This is a genomic window from Streptomyces sp. NPDC088730, assembly GCF_044751215.1.
Classification (GTDB): domain Bacteria; phylum Actinomycetota; class Actinomycetes; order Streptomycetales; family Streptomycetaceae; genus Streptomyces.
Map to the genome: position 1 here is coordinate 929253 of NZ_JBIVLK010000001.1, position 20207 is coordinate 949459.

General features: G+C 70.9%; 12 protein-coding genes and 1 pseudogene. 9 read left to right on the plus strand and 4 right to left on the minus strand.

The features are described from left to right. Positions 1-27: 27 nt before the first annotated feature. The 9 genes and pseudogenes from ACIP89_RS04230 to ACIP89_RS04270 all read left to right on the plus strand — a co-directional run bounded on the left by ACIP89_RS04230 (position 28) and on the right by ACIP89_RS04270 (position 15306). Complete coding sequence (locus ACIP89_RS04230; RefSeq protein ID WP_401922536.1) at positions 28-1740, plus strand: carbohydrate-binding module family 20 domain-containing protein; 1713 nt, start codon at positions 28-30, stop codon at positions 1738-1740. 90 nt (positions 1741-1830) lie between these two features. Then, a complete protein-coding gene (gene pulA / locus ACIP89_RS04235) occupies positions 1831-7143 on the plus strand; it encodes a pullulanase-type alpha-1,6-glucosidase (RefSeq protein WP_402112921.1) in 5313 nt (1770 codons plus the stop codon). Positions 7144-7336: 193 nt separating this feature from the next. After that, the gene (locus ACIP89_RS04240; RefSeq protein WP_401922542.1) at positions 7337-9373 is read left to right on the plus strand and encodes an ATP-binding protein; all 2037 of its coding nucleotides are present in this window, start codon (positions 7337-7339) and stop codon (positions 9371-9373) included. A gap of 150 nt (positions 9374-9523) precedes the next feature. Continuing rightward, positions 9524-10525: a trypsin-like serine peptidase gene (locus ACIP89_RS04245; protein ID WP_402112923.1), complete on the plus strand. Its 1002-nt coding sequence runs from the start codon at positions 9524-9526 to the stop codon at positions 10523-10525. Between the two features lie 83 nt (positions 10526-10608). Further along, positions 10609-11907 (plus strand): alpha/beta hydrolase, encoded by a 1299-nt coding sequence (locus tag ACIP89_RS04250; RefSeq protein WP_402112926.1) that lies wholly within the window; start codon positions 10609-10611, stop codon positions 11905-11907. A gap of 142 nt (positions 11908-12049) precedes the next feature. Continuing rightward, on the plus strand, positions 12050-12400 hold the full coding sequence (locus tag ACIP89_RS04255; RefSeq protein WP_401925280.1) for a 5-carboxymethyl-2-hydroxymuconate Delta-isomerase: 351 nt from the start codon (positions 12050-12052) through the stop codon (positions 12398-12400). Between the two features lie 747 nt (positions 12401-13147). Continuing rightward, a complete protein-coding gene (locus ACIP89_RS04260; RefSeq protein ID WP_402112928.1) occupies positions 13148-13807 on the plus strand; it encodes a pentapeptide repeat-containing protein in 660 nt (219 codons plus the stop codon). Positions 13808-14204: 397 nt separating this feature from the next. Next, positions 14205-14414, plus strand: a pseudogene (locus tag ACIP89_RS04265) (helix-turn-helix domain-containing protein); the annotation flags it as partial. Further along, entirely contained in the window at positions 14314-15306 is a 993-nt protein-coding gene (locus ACIP89_RS04270) for an IS630 family transposase (protein ID WP_402112930.1), read from the plus strand. The pseudogene ACIP89_RS04265 and the gene ACIP89_RS04270, both read left to right, overlap by 101 nt. A gap of 31 nt (positions 15307-15337) precedes the next feature. On the opposite strand, the gene ACIP89_RS04275 is transcribed toward ACIP89_RS04270, so the two are convergent. The 4 genes from ACIP89_RS04275 to ACIP89_RS04290 form a co-directional block, all read right to left on the minus strand. Continuing rightward, positions 15338-16060 carry a TetR/AcrR family transcriptional regulator gene (locus ACIP89_RS04275; RefSeq protein WP_401922557.1) on the minus strand — a complete coding sequence of 241 codons (723 nt, stop codon included), beginning with the start codon at positions 16058-16060 and terminating at the stop codon, positions 15338-15340. A 37-nt stretch (positions 16061-16097) separates the two neighbouring features. Further along, the gene (locus ACIP89_RS04280) at positions 16098-17174 is read right to left on the minus strand and encodes a PDR/VanB family oxidoreductase (RefSeq protein ID WP_401923696.1); all 1077 of its coding nucleotides are present in this window, start codon (positions 17172-17174) and stop codon (positions 16098-16100) included. A gap of 8 nt (positions 17175-17182) precedes the next feature. Then, positions 17183-18088: a metal-dependent hydrolase gene (locus ACIP89_RS04285; protein WP_401922560.1), complete on the minus strand. Its 906-nt coding sequence runs from the start codon at positions 18086-18088 to the stop codon at positions 17183-17185. 76 nt (positions 18089-18164) lie between these two features. Continuing rightward, entirely contained in the window at positions 18165-20117 is a 1953-nt protein-coding gene (locus tag ACIP89_RS04290) for a hypothetical protein (RefSeq protein ID WP_402112933.1), read from the minus strand. Between the last annotated feature and the right edge of the window lie 90 nt (positions 20118-20207).

Genomic DNA, 20207 nt, shown 5'->3' on the forward strand with positions numbered 1-20207 from the left:
CATTTCCCCCACCGCAGGAGGAAACACATGGCCAGCAGACCCCTGTCTGCCGCGCTCGCGCTGATAGCGGGCGCCGCCGCCCTCGTGGTCCCCGCCACGAACGCGCAGGCATCCGCTCCGGGCACCAAGGACGTCACCGCGGTTCTCTTCGAGTGGAAGTTCGACTCCGTCGCCAAGGCGTGCACGGAGTCGCTCGGCCCGGCCGGTTACGGGTACGTACAGGTCTCGCCGCCCCAGGAGCACATCCAGGGCGGGCAGTGGTGGACCTCGTACCAGCCGGTCAGTTACCGCATCGCCGGACGGCTCGGCGACCGTGCCTCCTTCGCCGGCATGGTCAGCGCCTGCCACAGCGCGGGCGTCAAGGTGGTGGCCGACTCGGTCATCAACCACATGTCGGCCGGCTCCGGCACGGGTACCGGCGGATCCTCGTACAGCAAGTACGACTACCCCGGCCTGTATTCGGTCAACGACATGAACGACTGCCAGTCGCAGATCAGCAACTACGGCGACCGCGCCAACGTCCAGAACTGCGAACTCGTCGGTCTGGCCGACCTGGATACCGGTGAGGAGTACGTACGCGGCAGGATCGCCGGATACCTCAACGACCTGCTCTCGCTCGGCGTCGACGGCTTCCGTATCGACGCCGCCAAGCACATCCCCGCCGGGGACCTCGCCAACATCAAGTCCCGGCTGAGCGACCCCGGCGTCTACTGGAAGCAGGAGGCGATCTACGGGGCCGGTGAGGCCGTCTCGCCCGACGAGTACGCGGGCACCGGGGACGTCCAGGAATTCCGTTACGCCCGCAGCCTCAAGCAGGTCTTCAACAACGAGAACCTCGCCAACCTCAAGAACTTCGGTGAGGGCTGGGGCTTCATGTCCTCCGCCAGGGCCGCGGTCTTCGTCGACAACCACGACACCGAGCGCGGCGGCGACACGCTGAGCTACAAGGACGGTGCCAACTACACGCTCGCCAGTGTGTTCATGCTGGCCTGGCCCTACGGTTCGCCCGACGTCCACTCCGGCTACGAGTGGTCGGACAAGGACGCGGGCCCGCCCAACGGCGGCACCGTGAACGCCTGTTACAGCGACGGGTGGAAGTGCCAGCACGCCTGGCGGGAGATCGCCTCCATGGTCGGCTTCCGCAACACCGCCCGCGGTGAGGCCGTCACGAACTGGTGGGACAACGGGGGCGATCAGATCGCCTTCGGTCGGGGCTCCAAGGCGTACGTCGCGATCAACCACGAGAGCGCCGCGCTGAGCCGCACCTTCCAGACCTCGCTGCCCGCCGGTGACTACTGCGACATCCAGTCCGGCAAGGGCGTCACCGTCGACAGCTCGGGCCGGTTCACCGCCACGCTCGGCGCGAACACGGCCCTCGCCCTCCAGACCGGCGCCCGCACCTGCTCCGGCGGCGGCACGGACCCGACCGGCCCCGGTACGGGCACCTCCGGCGCCTCCTTCGGGGTCAACGCCACCACCCAGCTCGGCCAGAACATCTACGTGACCGGCGACCAGCCCGCCCTCGGCAACTGGAACCCCGGCGCCGCGCTGAAGCTCGACCCCGCCACGTACCCCGTCTGGAAGCTCGATGTGAGCCTGCCCGCCGGTACGACGTTCGCGTACAAGTACATCCGCAAGGACGCGAGCGGCAACGTCACCTGGGAGAGCGGTGCCAACCGCACGGCCACGGTGCCGGCCTCCGGCAAGGCCGCTCTGACCGGTGACGTCTGGCGCGGCTGACCTCTTCCTCCTCCTGTCCGGGTGCCGCGGCCGGATCTTCCGGACGCGGTACCCGGAGCGCCCCCTCCCTCATACAAGGAGACCCCGCCCGTGTTCCGTTCCACCCTGAGACGGGGAGCCGTCGCCGCGTTGTGCACGGCGTTGCTCCCGCTGGTCCCGGCGGCCTCCGCGTCCGCCAATTCCGGGCCGCCCGCCGCGCCCTCGGACGCGAAGCTGGCCGCGGAGCCGGCCCGGCACGACCTGACCCGCGAGCAGTTCTACTTCGTGATGCCCGACCGGTTCGCCAACGGCGACACCGGAAACGACCGGGGCGGGCTCACCGGTTCGCGGCTGGAGACCGGGTACGACCCCACCGACAAGGGGTTCTACCAGGGCGGCGACCTCAAGGGGCTGACGGACAGGCTCGACTACATCAAGGGGCTCGGCACCACCGCCATCTGGCTCGCGCCGATCTTCAAGAACCGGCCCGTCCAGGGCACCGGCAAGGACGCCTCCGCCGGGTACCACGGCTACTGGATCACCGACTTCACCCGGGTCGACCCGCACTTCGGCACCAACGCCGACCTGACGAAGCTGATCGCCAAGGCCCACGGCAAGGGCATGAAGGTCTTCTTCGACGTCATCACCAACCACACCGCCGACACCGTCGACTACGCCGAGAAGACCTACGGGTACCGGCCCAAGGGCGCCTACCCGTACCTGGACCGGACCGGCCGGCCCTTCGACGACGCCGCGGGCATGGCGAAGGTGGATGCCGACTCCTTCCCGTACAAGCCGGTCACCTCCGGCGGCAAGACGCCGGCCTGGCTCAACGACCCCACGATGTACCACAACCGGGGCGACTCGACCTACGCCGGCGAGTCCACCACGTACGGCGACTTCTCCGGTCTCGACGACCTGTGGACCGAGCGGCCCGAGGTCGTCTCCGGGATGGAGGAGATCTACGAGAAGTGGGTCCGCGACTTCGGCATCGACGGGTTCCGGATCGACACGGTCAAACACGTCGACCTGGACTTCTGGACCCAGTGGGCCACCGCGCTCGACGGGTACGCGGCAAAGCACGGGCGCAAGGACTTCTTCATGTTCGGGGAGGTCTACTCCGCCGACACCGCGATCACCTCGCCCTACGTCACCCAGGGGCGGCTGGACGCGACGCTCGACTTCCCGTTCCAGGAGGCGGCCCGCCAGTACGCCTCGCAGGGCGCCCCGGCCTCGAAGCTCGCCGCCGTCTTCGGTGACGACTACCGGTACACCACCGACAGGGCCAACGCCTACGAGCAGGTGACCTTCCTCGGCAACCACGACATGGGCCGCATCGGGACCTTCCTGAAGCAGGACAACCCCGGGGCCGATGACGCGGAGCTGGTCAAGCGCGCCGGACTCGCCAACGAGCTGATGTTCCTCAGCCGCGGCAACCCCGTCGTGTACTACGGCGACGAGCAGGGCTTCACGGGCGCCGGGGGCGACAAGGACGCCCGCCAGACCATGTTCGCCTCGAAGACCGCCGACTACCTCGACGACGACGAGCTGGGCACGGACCGGACGCACGCCTCCGACGCGTACGACCAGAGGCACCCGCTCTACCGGTCGATCGCCGCCCTGTCCGAGCTGACCGCCAAGAACCCGGCGCTGCGGGACGGGGTGCAGACCGAGCGGTATGCCTCGGGCTCCGTCTACGCCTTCTCCCGTACGGACCCGGCGCGCGGCGACGAGTACGTCGTGGCCGCCAACAACGGCACGGCCGCGAAGACCGTCCAGCTGCCCACGGAGTCCGCCCGGATGGACTTCCGCACCCTGTACGGCGGTTCCGGCACGGTCCGCAGCGGCGCCGACCAGCGGATCACCGTCACGGTCCCGGCCCTCTCCAGCGTGGTGCTCCGCGCCGCGAAGCCGCTGGGCACCCCCGCCGCGAGGCCCACGATCTCCCTGAAGGCACCCGCCGCAGGAGCCACCGGCACCGTCGAGCTGACCGCCGACGTGGACGGCGGCTCGCTCAACCGCGTCGTCTTCGCCGCCCAGCGGGGCAACGGGAAGTGGACCACGCTCGGTACCGCCGACCACGCCCCGTACAAGGTCACCCAGACCATCGACAACACCACCGCCGCCGGAACACCCCTGCGGTACAAGGCCGTTGTGGTAGACCGCTCCGGGCGCACCGCGAGCGCCCTCGCCTCCTCCACCGCCGGGCAGGCACCGCCGCCCGCCAAGCCCGTCGCCGTGGAACGCGACTACGCGGTCATCCACTACAAGCGCGCCGACGGCGACTACGAGGGCTGGCAGGCCAGGTCCGGCGAGACCACCGCGGACTTCGCCGGTCGAGACGCCTACGGCGCGTTCGCCTGGATCAAGGTGCCGGAGGGGGCCTCCTCCGTCCCGTACATCGTCGAGAAGGCCGGGACCGCCGACGGGCCGGAGCGGACCGTCGACCTCGCCACGACCGGACAGGTCTGGATCACACAGGGCGAGGACGGTCAGACCGGCACCGCCCCGGAGGGCGCCTACCCGCCCCAGGACACCGGCAAGGCCGTCCTGCACTACTACCGGGCCGACGGCGACTACGACGGCTGGGGGCTGCACACCTGGACCGGGGCCGCGGAGCCCACCGACTGGTCCAAGCCGCTCCAGCCGGTGCAGAAGGACGCCTCCGGCCTCACCTTCGAGGTCCCGCTCGCCGAAGGGGCCACCTCGCTCAGCTACATCCTGCACCGGGGCGACGAGAAGGACCTGCCCAGCGACCAGTCACTCGACCTGGCCACCTACGGCCACGAGGTCTGGATGCTCGGTGGCACGGCCGGCTACCTGCTGCCGCAGACCGGCGGCGTCCCCGCCCCCGACCTCACCAAGGCCGAGGCGCAGTGGATCGACTCCGACACCGTCGTCTGGAAGGTGAAGGCCACCGAGGCCACCAGCCAGCAGCTCGTCTACGCATCGGGCGGCGGCATCTCCGTCGTCGACGGCGCGCTCTCCGACGAGGGCCGGTGGCTGCGGCTCAGCCCGTCCGCGCTGACCGACGCGCAGAAGGCGAAGTACCCGCACCTCAAGGACTACCCGGCGTTCACCGTGGACGCCCGCGACCGGGACCGGGTCCGTGACGCCCTGCGCGGCCAGCTGATCGCCACCCAGCGCGCGGCCAACGGCGCCCTGCTCGCCGCCACCGGGGTGCAGAGCGCCGGGGTGCTCGACGACCTCTACGGCAAGCGGGCGAGCGGCGCCGCCCTCGGACCGGTCTTCCGGCACGGCACGCCCACCCTCTCCGTCTGGGCGCCCACCGCCCGTACCGTCGCGCTCGAACTCGACGGCAAGGCCGTACCGATGCGGCGCGACGACCGCACCGGCGTCTGGTCCGTCACCGGCAAGAAGAACTGGACCGGCAAGGCCTACCGGTACGTCGTGGACGTCTGGGCGCCCACCGTCGAGAAGTTCGTCACCAACAAGGTCACCGACCCGTACTCCACCGCCCTGACCACCGACTCCGTCCGCAGCCTCGTCGTCGACCTCGACGACGCGAAGCTCGCGCCCAAGGGCTGGAGCACCCTGCGCAAGCCCGCCGCCGTGCCGCTGCGCGACGCTCAGATCCAGGAGCTCCAGATCCGCGACTTCTCGATCGCGGACCCCACCTCCGAGCACCTCGGCGAATACCTCGCCTTCACCGACAGCCGCTCCGACGGGATGAAGCACCTCAAGAAGCTCGCCGGCTCCGGCACCGGCTACGTCCACCTGCTGCCCGCCTTCGACATCGGCACCATTCCCGAGAAGAAGAAGGACCAGCAGAAGCCGGCCTGCGACCTGTCCGTCTATGCCCCCGACTCCGCGGAGCAGCAGGCCTGCGTGGCGAAGGCCGCCGCGAAGGACGGCTTCAACTGGGGCTACGACCCGCTGCACTACACCGTCCCGGAGGGTTCGTACGCCTCGGACCCGGACGGCACCCGGCGCACGGTCGAGTTCCGGCAGATGGTGCAGGGCCTCAACGGCGCCGGTCTGCGGACCGTCATGGACGTCGTCTACAACCACACCGTCGCCTCCGGCCAGGACGAGAAGTCCGTACTCGACCGGATCGTGCCCGGCTACTACCAGCGGCTCCTGGAGGACGGCACCGTCGCCACCTCCACCTGCTGCGCCAACACCGCGCCCGAGAACACCATGATGGGCAAGCTCGTCGTCGACTCGATCGTCACCTGGGCCAAGGAGTACAAGGTCGACGGCTTCCGCTTCGACCTGATGGGGCACCACCCCAAGGCCAACATCCTGGCCGTCCGCAAGGCCCTCGACGCCCTGACGACCGCCAAGGACGGGGTCGACGGGAAGAAGATCATCCTGTACGGGGAGGGCTGGAACTTCGGTGAGATCGCCGACGACGCCCGCTTCGTCCAGGCCACCCAGAAGAACATGGCCGGCACCGGCATCGCCACCTTCTCCGACCGGGCCCGCGACGCCGTGCGCGGCGGCTCCCCGTTCGACGAGGACCCCGGCGTGCAGGGTTTCGCCACCGGCCTCTACACCGACCCCAACACCTCCGCCCACAACGGTACGAAGGCCGAGCAGAGGGCCAGGCTGCTGCACTACCAGGACCTGATCAAGGTCGGGCTCACCGGCAGCCTCGCCGGGTACACCTTCACCGACAGCTCCGGCGCCACGGTCAAGGGCTCCGACGTCGACTACAACGGAGCCCCGGCCGGATACGCCGCAGCCCCCGGTGACGCGCTGGCCTACGCCGACGCCCACGACAACGAGACGCTCTACGACACCCTCGCCTTCAAGCTCCCGGCGGACACCCCGGCCGCGGACCGGGCCCGTATGCAGGTCCTGGCCATGGCGACGGCCACCCTCTCGCAGGGCCCCTCGCTCTCCCAGGCGGGCACCGACCTGCTGCGCTCCAAGTCGCTGGACCGCAACTCCTTCGACAGCGGCGACTGGTTCAACGCCCTGCACTGGGACTGCCGCGCGGGCAACGGCTTCGGCCGGGGACTGCCGCCCGCCGCCGACAACGAGGCCAAGTGGCCGTACGCGAAACCGCTGTTGGCCAACCCTTCGGTCAGCCCCGGCTGCGCGCAGATCAACGGCGCCTCGGCCGCCTACCGGGACCTGCTCACCATCCGCGCCACCGAGAAGGACTTCGGCCTCTCCACCGCCGGGCAGGTGCAGTCCGCGCTCTCCTTCCCGCTCTCCGGCAGCAACGAGACCCCGGGAGTGATCACCATGCGGCTCGGGAAGCTGGTGGTCGTCCTCAACGCCACCCCCGGCACCACCACCCAGAAGGTCACCGCCCTGGCGGGCCGGAACTACGTCCTGCACCCCGTCCAGGCGGCGGGCGCGGATCTTACTGTCAAGAAGGCCACCTACGGGCGGAGTTCGGGAAGTTTCACCGTTCCGGGACGCACAGTGGCGGTGTTCTCAGCGCGCTGACCGAAACAGGTCTACCGTGAGGCCAGCCGCCGGGGAGAGTCGCAGCATCACACTCCCGGGCGTCCCCTCCCCACTCCACCCGGCCGGTCCCGGCCCCGAACCCGTACGCACCGGCAGCCGCGCCGTCGGCCCCGGTGCGTACCGGGCCCGGGGGCCGGGCACCGGCCTCTCCACCTGTTCAGCGACGGTGACGATGGTGAGCTACATCCCCGAGGAGACCACGAGCTTCGTCGGACGGAAGACGGAGCTGGGCCGGATCGAGCACGCCCTCGCCACCCGTCGGCTGACCACGCTCACCGGCTCCGGCGGGGTCGGCAAGACCCGGCTCGCGGTCCGCGCGGCCGGCCGCGCGGAACCCGGATACCGCGACGGCGTCTGGTGGGCCGATCTCGCCCCGCTGCACGACGACGGACTGCTCCTGGCCACCGTCTCCGACGCGGTCGGGCTCAGCGACCACACGCTGAGGATGCCCATGGACGTGCTCTGCGAGTGGCTCGCGGACAAGCGGCTGCTGCTCGTCCTGGACTCCTGCGAACACCTGCGCCCCGCCTGCGCCCACCTCCTCGGGGAGATCCTCACCACCTCACCCGGACTCACGGTGCTCGCCACCAGCAGGCAGCCCCTCGGGATCAAGGGCGAGCAGCTGGTCGAGGTGGATCCGCTGCCCGTCGACGGCGCGGCCGACGCCCTCGCGCTGTTCAGGGCCCGGGTCGCCGCGATCGCCCCGGACACCCGGTTCGACGAACCGGGCACCGCGGAGGCGGCCGCCGAGATCTGCCGACGGCTGGAGGGCATCCCGCTCGCCATCGAACTCGCGGCGGCGGGCACCGGCAGGCACACCGTCGAACAGATCGCACTGCGGATCGGCTCCCGCCTCGACCTGCTCGCCGAGGACTCGATCCGCCCGCAGCGCCACCGCACCCTGCGCACCACCATCGGCTGGAGCCACGAGCTGTGCACCCCGCTGGAACGGCTGCTCTGGGCACGGGCGACCGTGCTGCGCGGCGACTTCGACGAGGAGACCGCCCGCGAGGTCTGCGCCGGGGGACCGCTCACCGGGGACGGGGTGGCCACGGCGCTGCGCGGACTGGTGGCCAAATCGGTCGTCGTGCGCGACGGTGCCCGCCACCGGATGCTGGACACCATCCGCGAGTACGGGCGGATGTGGCTGGCCGAGCTGGGGGAGGAGCGCGCCGCGGCCGACCGGCACGCCGCCTGCTTCCTGCAACTGGCCCGCAGCGCCCACGCGGGCTGGACCGGCGACGACCAGATCAGCTGGTACCACCGCATCGCCGACACGCACGCCGACCTGTGCGCGGCCCTGGACCACCTGCTCACCCACGACACCTCCGCCGCCCAGGAGATGGCCGGCCGGATCGGCTTCTTCTGGTGCTGCTGCGGCCACCTGCCGCAGACCCGCGACTACGCCCAGCGCGCCCTGGACGCCGGTCCGGCACGGGGGCCGCACCGCACCCGGGCCCTGTGGGTGCTCGGCATCTGCGTGATGCTCCAGGGCGACTACCCGGCCGCCGAGCGGATCGGGAAGGAATGCGTACGGGCGGCCGCGGAGGACGGGGCCGACGAGGGCGTCCTGGCCGCCGCGTACCTGCGCGGCCTCACCCATCTGATGGTCGGCCGGCCCGAACTGAGCCTGCGCGAGGTGGACCGGGTACTGCGCAGCACCGAGGCCGGTACCCCGCTCGAATCGACCTACCGGCTGCGCTGCCACCTGATCACCGTCTTCGCCCTCACCGGGCTCGGCCGGCTGGACGAGGCGGCCGAGGCCGCGGTCGTCCTGCGCGCGGCCTGCGAGGCCATAGACGAGTGCTGGACCCGCAGTTACGTCGACTACCAGCTCGCGTTGATCGCCCTCCTCCAGGGCCGTGCCGCCGCGGCCGCCGCGCACGCCCGGTCCATGCTCACCGGCAAGCACCGGCTCCGAGACAGCTTCGGCATCGCGCTCGGCCTGGACATCCTGGCCGCCGCGGTCGCCGCCCAGGGCGAGGGCGCCCACGCCGCCCGGGTGTACGGCACCGGGCAGCTCTACTGGCGGATGGTCGGCCACCCGCAGCGCGGCACCCCGGAGCTCGGTCCGCTGCGCGAGGCCTGTGAGCGCCAGGCCCGCGAGGCCGTCGGTGACGCGGCCTACCAGCGAGCCTTCGACCGGGGCCGCGCGGACAGCGCGGAAGCGGGCCTGGCGCTCGCCCTCCACGGGGAACTGCTCACTTAGCGGGCCCTCCGAGGGCCTGTACGGGCGGCAAACAGGAATCTGACAGCTTGCTGACATCCTCTCCCTATCCTCCACCCCATGCGATTCCTCCCCAGCCCGTTCCCTCGGCCTAACCTCCGTCCGCCGCGGCGCATCACCGCGGTGGCAGCGGTGGCGGCGACCGTGGGCATGTCCGTGCTGGCCACGGCCCCCGCTCACGCGGCGGAACGCCCCGCGGCAGGCCCGGTGGCCACCCACCGGCAGGCGGTCACCGCGGCACAGCAGCGGTCGGTGCTCCAGTACTGGACGCCCGAGCGCATCGCCGCGCTCACCACGCCGACGTCCGGCAACCCGCCCACCGGTGGCGACGACGGTGCGCCCTGGACCAACGGTGGCGCGCTGCCGGGGACCGTCGGGCGGCTCTTCTTCACCGACCACGGCGAGGACAGCAGCTGCACCGCCACCGTGATCCGGAGCGCCAACCGAAGCACCGTGGTGACCGCGGGCCACTGCGTGAACAACACCGACCTGCTGGGCGAGGACAACCAGTGGGCGGCCAACGAGATGTTCGTGCCCGGCTACCACGACGGTCAGGCGCCCTATGGCAAGTTCGTCGGCCGCATGGGCGTCGTCGGCTCCACCTGGCTGGCCAACGATCAGCAGCACGCGGAGACGTACGACTCCTACGACCAGGCGTTCGTCGTGCTGAACGCGGACGAGCGGGGGCGGCGGCTCCAGGACGCGGTCGGGACGGCGCAGCGGATCGGCTTCGACCGGCCCGGCGACGTGCCCGGCGACTCCTTCGGCTACCCGCGCGCCAGCGCCGACCCGGCGCGTGAGGGCCTGCCCGAGTACACCGGTGAACGTCTCGCGTACTGCTCGGGGACGGCCAGGGAATACCCCGGCACGGTCGAGTCCCCCGAGCCGCCCGGTCTGTTCGGCCCGCCGTGCGTCATGGGCGGCGGCTCCAGCGGCGGACCGCGGATCACCGGTCTGAACCCGGTGACCGGTGTGGGCACCGTGGTCGGAGACAACACGCAGAGCGCGTTCTTCGAGACCGATGGCGCGCCCTGCGCCGATTCCTCCCACGACGGCTGCGTCCGCTACCTCGTCGGTCCGCAGTTCAGTACAGCGATCACCGAGCCGCTGTACGACCGGGCCCAGCGGGCCTGAGTGCCGAGCCGCGTGGGCAGCCGCCCACCGCTCGCAAGCCATCGCAATGACCGATATCTACGATCCGCATGGGTGAGGCCGATATGAAACGTGGACGCAAACGGCGTACGAAGTTGCTGCTCGCCGCGCCCCTGACAGCCTGTGCCGTGTGCTTCGCCTCGACACAGGCGTTCGCCGCCGCCGACGGGGCCCGTACCCAGCCTGCGCGGCACGGGGTGAGCGAGGTGCGTTACAACCTGGGCGACAAGGCTTTCCAACCGCCCAAGTCCTCCGGATACGTGGGTGACAACGAGCTGAACGGGGCTGTCTACTACCCCGACGACATCTCCACCGGCACCCACCCGCTGATCATGATCGAGCACGGATTCTGGGACACCTGCGCCGACGCCGAGGCCTCCAGGTCGCTCACCGCCGCGCAGGCCGCGCTGGCGGAGGACGAGCAGAGCGGTGACACGGCCGACGCGGCGAAGCAGGAGGCGATCATCGAGGCGGCCTCCGAGCGGCTGTCGGCATGGCCGTGCGCACCTGGGGTGCGGCAGATCCCCAGTTATCTCGGATACGACTACCTCGGCCGGGATCTGGCGAGCCGGGGGTTCGTCGTCGTCTCCGTCGGCGCGAACGGCATCAACTCGACGTCCGCCGGCCAGGCCGACACGGTCTATCAGGAGCGCGCGGCACTGATCAACGCCCAACTGCGCATGTGGCGGAAGCTGTCGTCGACCGGCAAGGGCCCGCTGCGTGGCGGCTTCGTCGACGCCAGGTCCGGACGTCCCTCATCGGTGAACTTCAAGAACCACGTGGACATGCGGAACGTGGGGCTGGTGGGGCACTCCATGGGCGGCGGCGGAGTGATGCAGGAAATCGCCGACAGCAGCCGTGCCACGTGGCCCGAAGGCGTGTCCATCAAGGCCGCCTTCGCTCTCGCACCCACCGCCACCTGGGACGTCGCACCCATCACCAAGACGTCGTTCGCGGTGATGTGGGGCACGTGTGACCAGGTGAACACCGGAGAGTTCTTCGACTGGAACAAGGACCACAACAGCGCACCGATAGCCCAGTACACGGTGCGCGGCGGTGTGCACGACTTCTACAACAAGCAGTGGTCGCCCAGCAGCGGTCAGGTCAGCGCACATGACGACGCCGTTCCCGGCAGCAAGCCAGGCACCTGCGAGTCCCAGTTCCCCGGGGCCACCGCCCCCCGAACCGATCAGAAGGAACTCTCGGAGCAGCGGCAGCGCCGGATCACCAAGGATTACGTGGGCGCCTACTTCGCTGCCCGCCTGCTCGGCCGGACGTGGTACGAGCCCTACCTGACCGGAGAGAAGCCGTTCCCCGGGGCGGGCGGTGTCGTCAGCACCCGGTTCGACGGGGGCGTCGACTGAGCGCTTCGCGGACCTGGTCGGTGGCCGGGCGGGAGCGAAGTCGGGCCGGTTGCCGTGATTCCCGCTTGTGCGCGCTCCCCGGGGCGGGAAAGGGTGGGGGCGTACCGTGTCCTCCCTTCCCGCCCCGCCCAGGAGCCCCGCTATGCCGCAGATCACCGTCGACTACTCCGCCGAGCTCGACGACACCTTCGACCGGGCCGGGTTCACCGGCGCACTGCACCCGCTGATCGCCGAGACGGTCAGCACGAAGATCACCGCCTGCAAGACCCGCTTCCGCCGGATCGCGGAGACCGTGGTGGCGGACGCTCCCGAGGGCGACGCGCTCGTGCACATCGAGATCGCGCTGCTGGCCGGCCGCACCCCGGAGACGAAGGCCCGGCTCACCGAATCGGTGCTGGAGCTGCTGGCCGCCCGCATCAGGCCGGCCGGCGGACTGACCCTGCACCTCTCGGCCGAGACCCGCGATCTCGACCCCTCCTACCGCAGCGCCTGACGCCGCCCGGCGCTAAGTGGTCGAGGGCGTAACTCCTGCGGGGGTTGACACCCGGTCAGGACGGATGCTGGGCCTGGGGCGGCGAAGTGCAGGATGCAGGCGCAGGTCATAGCTCGGAGGTCGTGGGCCTGCCGAGGGTGAAGCCGCCTGCCCCGAGTCTGGCCGATCGCGCGCCCATGCCTATGAGGAAGGGCCACATTGCTGGGCGGGCGGCATGCCGACGAAGGGGCCCGTGGGGCAGAAGTCGCAGACGAGTCCTCCCCTTCGTGCCCATCGGCCCAGCGAACGCATCGCCCCGCGCGGGCAGTGATGTTCGTCCAGAACGGTTGTGAGACAGGCAGCGGAATCTGGCGACCGGAACCCTGAGCGCAAAATGAGTTTCAGGGAACTCGTCACCAGAGGAGCAATGGCACCCGGCTGTCGACAGTAAGGTCATGCAAGTAACCGTAGAACAGGGCTAGTTGGATACGTCGAGGCGCTTTCGAAGGCGCGCACGGCAGCCCCGTCTGCAGATCGGGCCACGTGGCCACCGTATGTTATGCGGCATTTGTGCGACTACCTCCTCCTGGCTTCCGCGTGTTGCCGTCTATGAGCGCGACGGCTCACCGGATCTTGACGATTGGGCAGTGCGCTGCGAGTCGCGATAGGCATAGGACTCCGCTCTCGCCACGAGCCACCCCTACCGCGGCACGTGTGTGATTCTTTGCCCGCCTGAGATATCGAGGCGCTCACCTCCTGGAGAGACTGATGCGAGCCCGTACACCCCGCGATCTCGAAGATCTCCCGTACCTGCATCGCCTTACGCCATTCACTGGAGAGATGGAAAGGGAGGGTGTCTACGAATGGCTTCACTTCGAGGGCTGTGATTTCGAGGACGTAGATGGCGGCAGCTCTGGATTCACTGAGTCCGCGTTCTCTGGGGTTACCTTCACGCGAGGCCGTTATCGGCGCGCTCAGTTCGACGACGTCTGGCTGCACACCGTGCGCATGGTGGGGACCGACCTTGCAGAGACCACCTGGATGGACAGCGAGTATAGCGAGGTGCTTCTCGCCGGCACAGAACTATCCGGCTCCCACATGAACCGCGTCACTTTCCACAACTGCAAGTTCGACTCGGTCAACGCCCGCCTGGCCAAACTGAAGAATGTTTCGTTCGTTGATTGCCTCCTGCGTGACGTCGACTTCGGTGGAGCCGTGCTCACCAACATCACCTTTCCCGGCTCCACCCTAGACCGAGCACACTTCGACAACGCCAAGATGACGAAGGTCGACCTGCGAGGGGCGGAAGGGCTGAACATCGCTTCCGGTCTCGAAGCCTTGAAGGGGGCAACGATCAACACCTATCAACTTCTGGAGCTGGCACCTGCACTCGCTCAGATCCTCGGCCTCACGGTGAAGGACGAATAGGCGTGGACACACACGAACTCGCATGAGCCTTTGAACTCATGGGCACACATAAGACCAACACGCCTAGCACCCCTCGGGTATCGATATGGCAAGCGCAAGATCAGGCTACTTTGCTCTTATTCCGCTTCCGCCGCAAGTGTGTGTCAATTTTCTCGTTCTTCGACGGTTACCCAATGAGGGATGCAGCGTTGGGCGAATTGAAACCGGCAGCGCTTTATAGCCCACCCAAAGGGGATATGCCCCAATCTGCCGGGAGGCTGTGGCGGACCTCAGTCCGGTTTATGTTTCCGTTCACGTTCTTCGGAAGTCGTCACCTTTGATCGGTCCGTCTACTATGCCTCTCGCTGCCGCTCGTCCTATCGTCTTGAGCGCCGGCGAGCGCAAGCGATTGAAGAAAATGGCCTGGGGCCAGGCCGTCGAGCACCGGCTGCGAGTGCGCGCCCGGATCGTATTGCTGGCCGCGCGTGGTGCGCCCAACGCACAGATCGCCGAACGCGTCGGCGTCCATGTGGACACCGTGCGCCGCTGGCGAGGCCGCTTCGCCGACCACCGCCTGTCCGGCCTCGAAGACCGTCAACGATCCGGCCGTCCACCGCGGTTCACGCCCCTGCAAACCGCTCAGGTCACGGCCCTGGCCTGTCGTCTCCCGGCCGACAGGCATACCGCTGTCGCGCTGGAGCGGGCCGGAGCTGGCCCGCGAAGCCATCGCTCGCGGTATCTCCCCGTTCCTCTCTGCCTCCACCGTGCGCCGCTGGCTTTCCCGCGACGCGCTCAAACCCTGGCAGCACCGCTCCTGGATCTTTCCCACCGACCCCGCCTTCGGCACGAAGGCCGCCCACGTCCTGGACCTGTACCACCGCACCTTCAATCACGTCCCGCTGGGCGAGGCCGAGTACGTGATCAGCGCCGACGAGAAGACTTCTATCCAGGCCCGCTGCCGCTGCCACCCCACCCTCGCCCCCGGCAAGGCCCGAGCGATGCGGGTCAACCACACCTACCGGCGCGGCGGCGCGCTCGCCTACCTCGCTGCCTACGATGTCCACCACGCTCGCGTGTTCGGACGCTGTGAGGACCGCACCGGCATCGTCCCGTTCATGAACCTGGTCACCCAGGTCATGAGCACCGAGCCCTACGCCAGCGCCAAACGCGTCTTCTGGATCGTCGACAACGGCTCATCCCACCGCGGCAGGAAGGCCGCCGACCGGCTGACCGAGGCGTTCCCGAACGCGGAGCTGGTCCATACCCCCGTGCACGCCTCGTGGTTGAACCAGGTGGAGATCTACTTCTCCGCCGTCCAACGCAAGGTGGTCTCGCCCAACGACTTCACCGACCTCGACGAGGTCAGGGACCGGCTCCGAAGCTTCGAAGACCGCTACAACGCCACGGCACAGCCGTTCCAGTGGAAGTTCACCACTTCCGACCTGGAAGCCCTGCTGGCCAGGCTCGACCGGCACCAGGCCGGCCACCCACCAGAATCCTCCGTCGGCCTCGCCACATGAACAACCCCCGAAAGATTTCCAGAGCCGACCACTAAGGAAGCCGCTGCGGAGGCACGGCCGGTACGGCGGGCGCCAGCGCGGAGAGCCGCACCAGCAGGTCTCCGAACGGTCCGTCCGCCGGCTCCTGCGCGAGGATCCGCAGCACGATGCCCGCCATCTCGTCGTTGTACGCGGCGCTCACGGCGGTCAGCGCCGCGAAGTCGTGCACGAGCTGCAACTCCAGCTCGGCGCGCGGGATGTGGTGCCCGTCCAGCCAGATCAGGGCCGTAGACTCCGCGAGCGACACCCAGGACCTGACGACCAACTCCAGCCGGGCCGGGGGCTCCTCGACCCCCAGGTGGGCCAGGATCTGCTCGCAGGCCGCCTGCCGCACCCCGTCGATCATCGCGTTCGCCGTCGACGAGCCCACGGCCGGGCCGCCCCGCATCAGTGCGGCGAAGCCGGGGCCGTGCTCGTCGACGAAGTCGAAGAACCGCCCCATCACGCGCAACAGCCTTGCGCCCAGGGGGCCTTCGTGCGGCTCCAGGAACCGGGTCGCCAGCTCGTCGGCCGCCCGCCGCAGCGCGGCCTCGTACAGGCTCTGCTTGCCCGGGAAGTAGTGGTAGACCAGCGGCCGCGAGATCCCGGCGGCGGCGGCGATCTCGTCGATCGAGACCTCGTCGGGGGAGCGGTGGCTGAACAACTCCAGCGCGACACCGATCAACTGCTGTCTGCGCTCCTCGACGCCCATCCTGCGCCGCACCCCGGTCGTCATGGGGAACAGCGTACCGACCGGCAGGTCCGGCGTCCGTCTAGAGGTCCAGTACCAGCCGCTCGCCCCGGCACCGGGACACGCAGAGCAGCATCGAGTCCGCCCGCTCCGTGTCGTCGAGCAGTTCGTCCCGGTGGTCCACCTCGCCCTCCAGGACGCGCTGTTGGCACGTACCGCAGAAGCCCTGCTCGCAGGAGTACGGGACGTGCGGCAGCTCCGCGCGCACGGCGGCCAGCGCCGACTGGCCCGCCGCCACCCGGACCGTGCGGCCCGAGCGGCGCAGCTCCACCTCGAACGGGGCGGAGCCGGTGGTGTCGGGGGCGGCCGCGGTGAAGCGCTCCAGGTGCAGGGTGCAGCCGGGCGGGAGCGCGGCGGCGACCGCGTCCATCAGGGGCTGCGGACCGCAGCAGTGCACCGCCGTGCCCGGAGCCGCGTCCGCCAGCGCCGCGGCGACATCCGGGTGGCCCGCCTCGTCCTGCGGTACGACGGTGACGCGGCCGCCGTCCGCGTCCAGCTCCGCGATCTCCGCCAGGAACGGCATCGTCGCCCGGCTGCGGCCTCCGTACAGCAGCCGCCAGTCCGCTCCGGCGGCGGCGAGCGCCCGCAGCATGGGCAGCACGGGCGTGATTCCGATGCCGCCCGCGACCAGCACGTACGCGGGGGCGTCCGCCAGCGGGAAGCGGTTACGGGGGCCGCGGACCTCGACCTCGTCGCCCTCGCGCAGCCGCTCGTGCACCTCTCTGGAGCCGCCCCGGCCGTCCTCGGCGAGCCGGGTCGCGACGGTGTACGTGTCGGGGTCGGCGGGGTCGCCGCACAGCGAGTACTGGCGGACCAGACCGGACGGCAGCACCAGGTCCAGATGGGCTCCGGGCTGCCAGCGCGGCAGGCCGGAGCCCTTCAGGCGGAGCAGCACGACCCCGTCCGCGGGGGTGGACCGCTCGGTGACCGTCAGCCGCCTGGCGCTGGTCGAACGGCGCTGCGAGTGACCGGATATGGGCTCGTCGAGCGCCGGCAGCGGCCACAGCGGGGACGTCTCTATGCGGCGGCGCATCGCCCGCTTGGCGAGCAGCGCGGCGGCGGCCACCACGACGAGGGTGCGCGGCCGGGGGAGGGGCAGGGGCATGGTCAGCCGGCTTCCGTCGTACGGGCCTCGGCCGCGACGGCGGCGGGCGAGCGGTTGAGGTACTCGACGGCCTGCGCCGTACTGCCCTCCTGCGAGGGGTGGTACGAGCGGCTCAGGTAGCGCGGTATGGACCGCAGCATCGAAGGCGTGCTGGGCAGGGTGCCGCGCCTGCCGCTGCGGTAGAACTGCCCGAACGACGCCTTGCCGTCCAGCAGGCTCGGGTCGTTCGCCATGAAGAAGCGGGCGCCGCGCTGCCAGAGGAAGGCCAGCGCGGAGAACGCCGTCGCCCAGGTCCGCACCCGCCGCCGGTAGCCGCCGTCGACGTGGCAGAACACATCGAAGGCGACCGACCGGTGCTCGACCTCCTCCGCGCCGTGCCAGCGCAGCAGGTCCAGCATGGTGGGGTCGGCGCCGCGCCGGTCCAGCTCCCGCGCGTTCAGGACCCAGTCGCCGAGGAACGCGGTGTAGTGCTCGATGGCCGCTATCGTCGCCACCCGCTCCATCAGCCACCACTCGCGCGCCCGCCCCGGCGGCAGCGTCCGGTCCCCGAGCAGCTTCTCGAAGAGCCAGTCGACCTGGGCGGTGTACGGGGTCGGGTCCAGGCCCAGCTCCCTCAGGTGCGGGAGTACGTCGTCGTGGGCCTGGGAGTGCATCGCCTCCTGGCCGATGAACCCGATGACGTCCTCGCGCAGCCGCTCGTCATGTATGTACGGCAGCACCTGGCGGTAGACGTGGATGAACCAGCGTTCCCCGGCCGGGAGCAGCAGATGGAGCACGTTGATGGTGTGCGTGGTGAACGGATCACCCGGTACCCAGTGCAGGGGCGTCCGGTCCCAGGCGAAGGAGACCCGACGGGCCTTGAGCGCGGTCCGTTCCGACGCGACCGCCGCAGGCTGCGTGTTAGACATGTTGTCAATGTACTGAGGGGTAGCCCGGGGGAACAGGGGCCTGCGGCGAATTCCTGAGCCCGTTCCCGGCCGTCCCTCACCGCAGGGCCCCGACCCGACTGCCGTCCGCCAGCCTCCCGTTCAGCCGGGCCCGGTCGCCCGCCCTGGCGGGCACCGCGAGCAGCCGCCCCCGCGCGCTCCCCGTCACCCCGCCCGACGTGGCCAGCGAGGTGAACTGCTCGCTGCCCGCCGCGAGCACGTACCACCGGCCGCCGCGCGACTTCCACAGCACGCCCGCCAGCACCCTCGGGGTGCGCTTCCCGCACGCGGGCGAGTTCTCTGAGCGCGCCGCGACAGCCCCCGGCGGACGGCTCCCGGCCGGCCGCGCGGACGGCGCCTGGAACTGGGCGAGCACCCGGCTACCAGTGCCCCGCCAGGTCTCGGCCCGGGTGCACAGCCACCGGGCCGGGCCGCCGCCCTCCGGCAGCGGCTGCGTCGCGTACGTCCAGGAGTTGACCGAGCGGACACCGTGCGAGCGCACCGACGGGAGCAGGCAGGCGGTGCGTGCCCAGCTCTCCAGCTCCGCCCGCCCCGCCACGTCGTGCGGCCGCGACGGCGGGCCCGAGGTCAGCCGGGCCGGGGCGAGTTCACCGAGATCCGCCACCAGCCGGTCCCGCGTGCCGTCGGACAGCCCGACCGCGTCCCAGGACCGGCAGCCGCCCGTGGACCCGGTGCCGGTCAGCGCGTCGGTCACCCCGTCCGGTGTGCGGTGCAGCGGGCGCGGCGCGCGGTCCGGGGCGAGCAGGTCCCGCAGCGATGCCCGGCGCACCCAGGGCGCCGTCAGATAGCGGACCCGGCCCGCCGCGCGCTCCACGACCAGGGCCCCCGCCGATGCCGCGTCCGCCCCGTCCACCCGGGCGAAGTCGAGCGCCGCGCCCTCGGACGGATCGGCGTTACGGGGCTCCGCGTACCGCACGACGCGCAGTCCGTCGTAGAACAGCACGACGGCCGACGCGCCCACCTCGCCCGCGTACAGCAGCTGCGGGGCGCCCATCGGAGGGCCCACGGGTGTCCGGGGCGTCGCCGACGTCCGTACCCCGCCGCCCGGCCGGGCCCACACCGTCAGCGCCCGCCGCAGCAGCCGGACGTCCTCCGTGCGGTCGCCCCGGGTGGGCCACGCGGTGAAGTCGGTACGCGGTGAGCGCCGCCAGAACGTCGCGGAGACCACCCGCAGCGCCCCCGGGTCCAGGGCCTGCTCCGCGGCCGGATTGCGCGCGTACGGGGGAGCGGCCGGGCCGCCGCGCCCCCAGCCCCCGCCCGGCAGCCCGAGCAGGGTCCCGCACACCGCGGCCGCGGCGACGGCGGCCAGCGCGGCCCGCGCGTACCTGCGCCGGCGCGGCAGGTCCGGTGGCCTGGCCTGGAGCGAGCACGGGTCGAACTCGGGCGAGGCCAGCAGCGCGTAGGGCGCCGCCACCCCGTCCGCCTCCCGCAGGGCCGCGTGCGGATCGGCCACCCCGGCGGCGGCCAGCTCCCGCCGGACCTCGCCGTCCGCGAGCGACTCCAGGCCGCGCAGCACGAACGCGGCGCGTGCCGGTCCGCGGAGCGCGGACAGCCTCTGCTCCAGCGCGAGTTCATCCGCTCCGCCGGAGTGCGGGAACAGCCGCAACCCCCAGACCAGCGGGAGGGCGGGCGGCAACTGGGCGCGCCATGGCCACCACCGCCGTCGCCGCGGCGGCAGCCCCGCCGCCAGGGCGCCGCGCAGCACCCGCCGCCGGACGGACGCGTAGTCGGGCCCGGCCGCCGCCGCACGGCCGGGACGGCGAGGCAGCGGGAGGCCCGTGCCCTGCGCCGGACCGGCCCGGCGCACGGCCTGCAGGGAGCGCTGGGCCAGGGCGTGGGCCGCCAGAACGCGCCGGGAGCGGCTCGGCGAGGGCGGCAGGACGAGATAGCCGAGCCGGACCAGCCGCGGGTAGTGCTCGACGAGCGAGGCCTCGGCCTGCTCCGCATCGACCGGGGCGGCGGCTGACGGTACCTCTGGCAGTGGGCGCACGTTCAGCTGAACGAGCGAATCGTGCGATGGTCACCCCGGGCCGGGCGCCTCGGGGGCGGCCTCCCGGTCCCCGGTAGGGGGCCTCCTCCC

What these genes read in the sequence shown, in the direction of transcription:
- ACIP89_RS04230 (WP_401922536.1), top strand. Translation starts at nt 28, where the DNA reads ATGGCCAGCAGACCCCTGTCTGCCGCGCTCGCGCTGATAGCGGGCGCC.
- ACIP89_RS04240 (WP_401922542.1), top strand. Translation starts at nt 7,337, where the DNA reads ATGGTGAGCTACATCCCCGAGGAGACCACGAGCTTCGTCGGACGGAAG.
- ACIP89_RS04250 (WP_402112926.1), top strand. Translation starts at nt 10,609, where the DNA reads ATGAAACGTGGACGCAAACGGCGTACGAAGTTGCTGCTCGCCGCGCCC.
- ACIP89_RS04255 (WP_401925280.1), top strand. Translation starts at nt 12,050, where the DNA reads ATGCCGCAGATCACCGTCGACTACTCCGCCGAGCTCGACGACACCTTC.
- ACIP89_RS04260 (WP_402112928.1), top strand. Translation starts at nt 13,148, where the DNA reads ATGCGAGCCCGTACACCCCGCGATCTCGAAGATCTCCCGTACCTGCAT.
- ACIP89_RS04270 (WP_402112930.1), top strand. Translation starts at nt 14,314, where the DNA reads ATGTGGACACCGTGCGCCGCTGGCGAGGCCGCTTCGCCGACCACCGCC.
- ACIP89_RS04275 (WP_401922557.1), bottom strand. Translation starts at nt 16,060, where the DNA reads ATGACGACCGGGGTGCGGCGCAGGATGGGCGTCGAGGAGCGCAGACAG.
- ACIP89_RS04285 (WP_401922560.1), bottom strand. Translation starts at nt 18,088, where the DNA reads ATGTCTAACACGCAGCCTGCGGCGGTCGCGTCGGAACGGACCGCGCTC.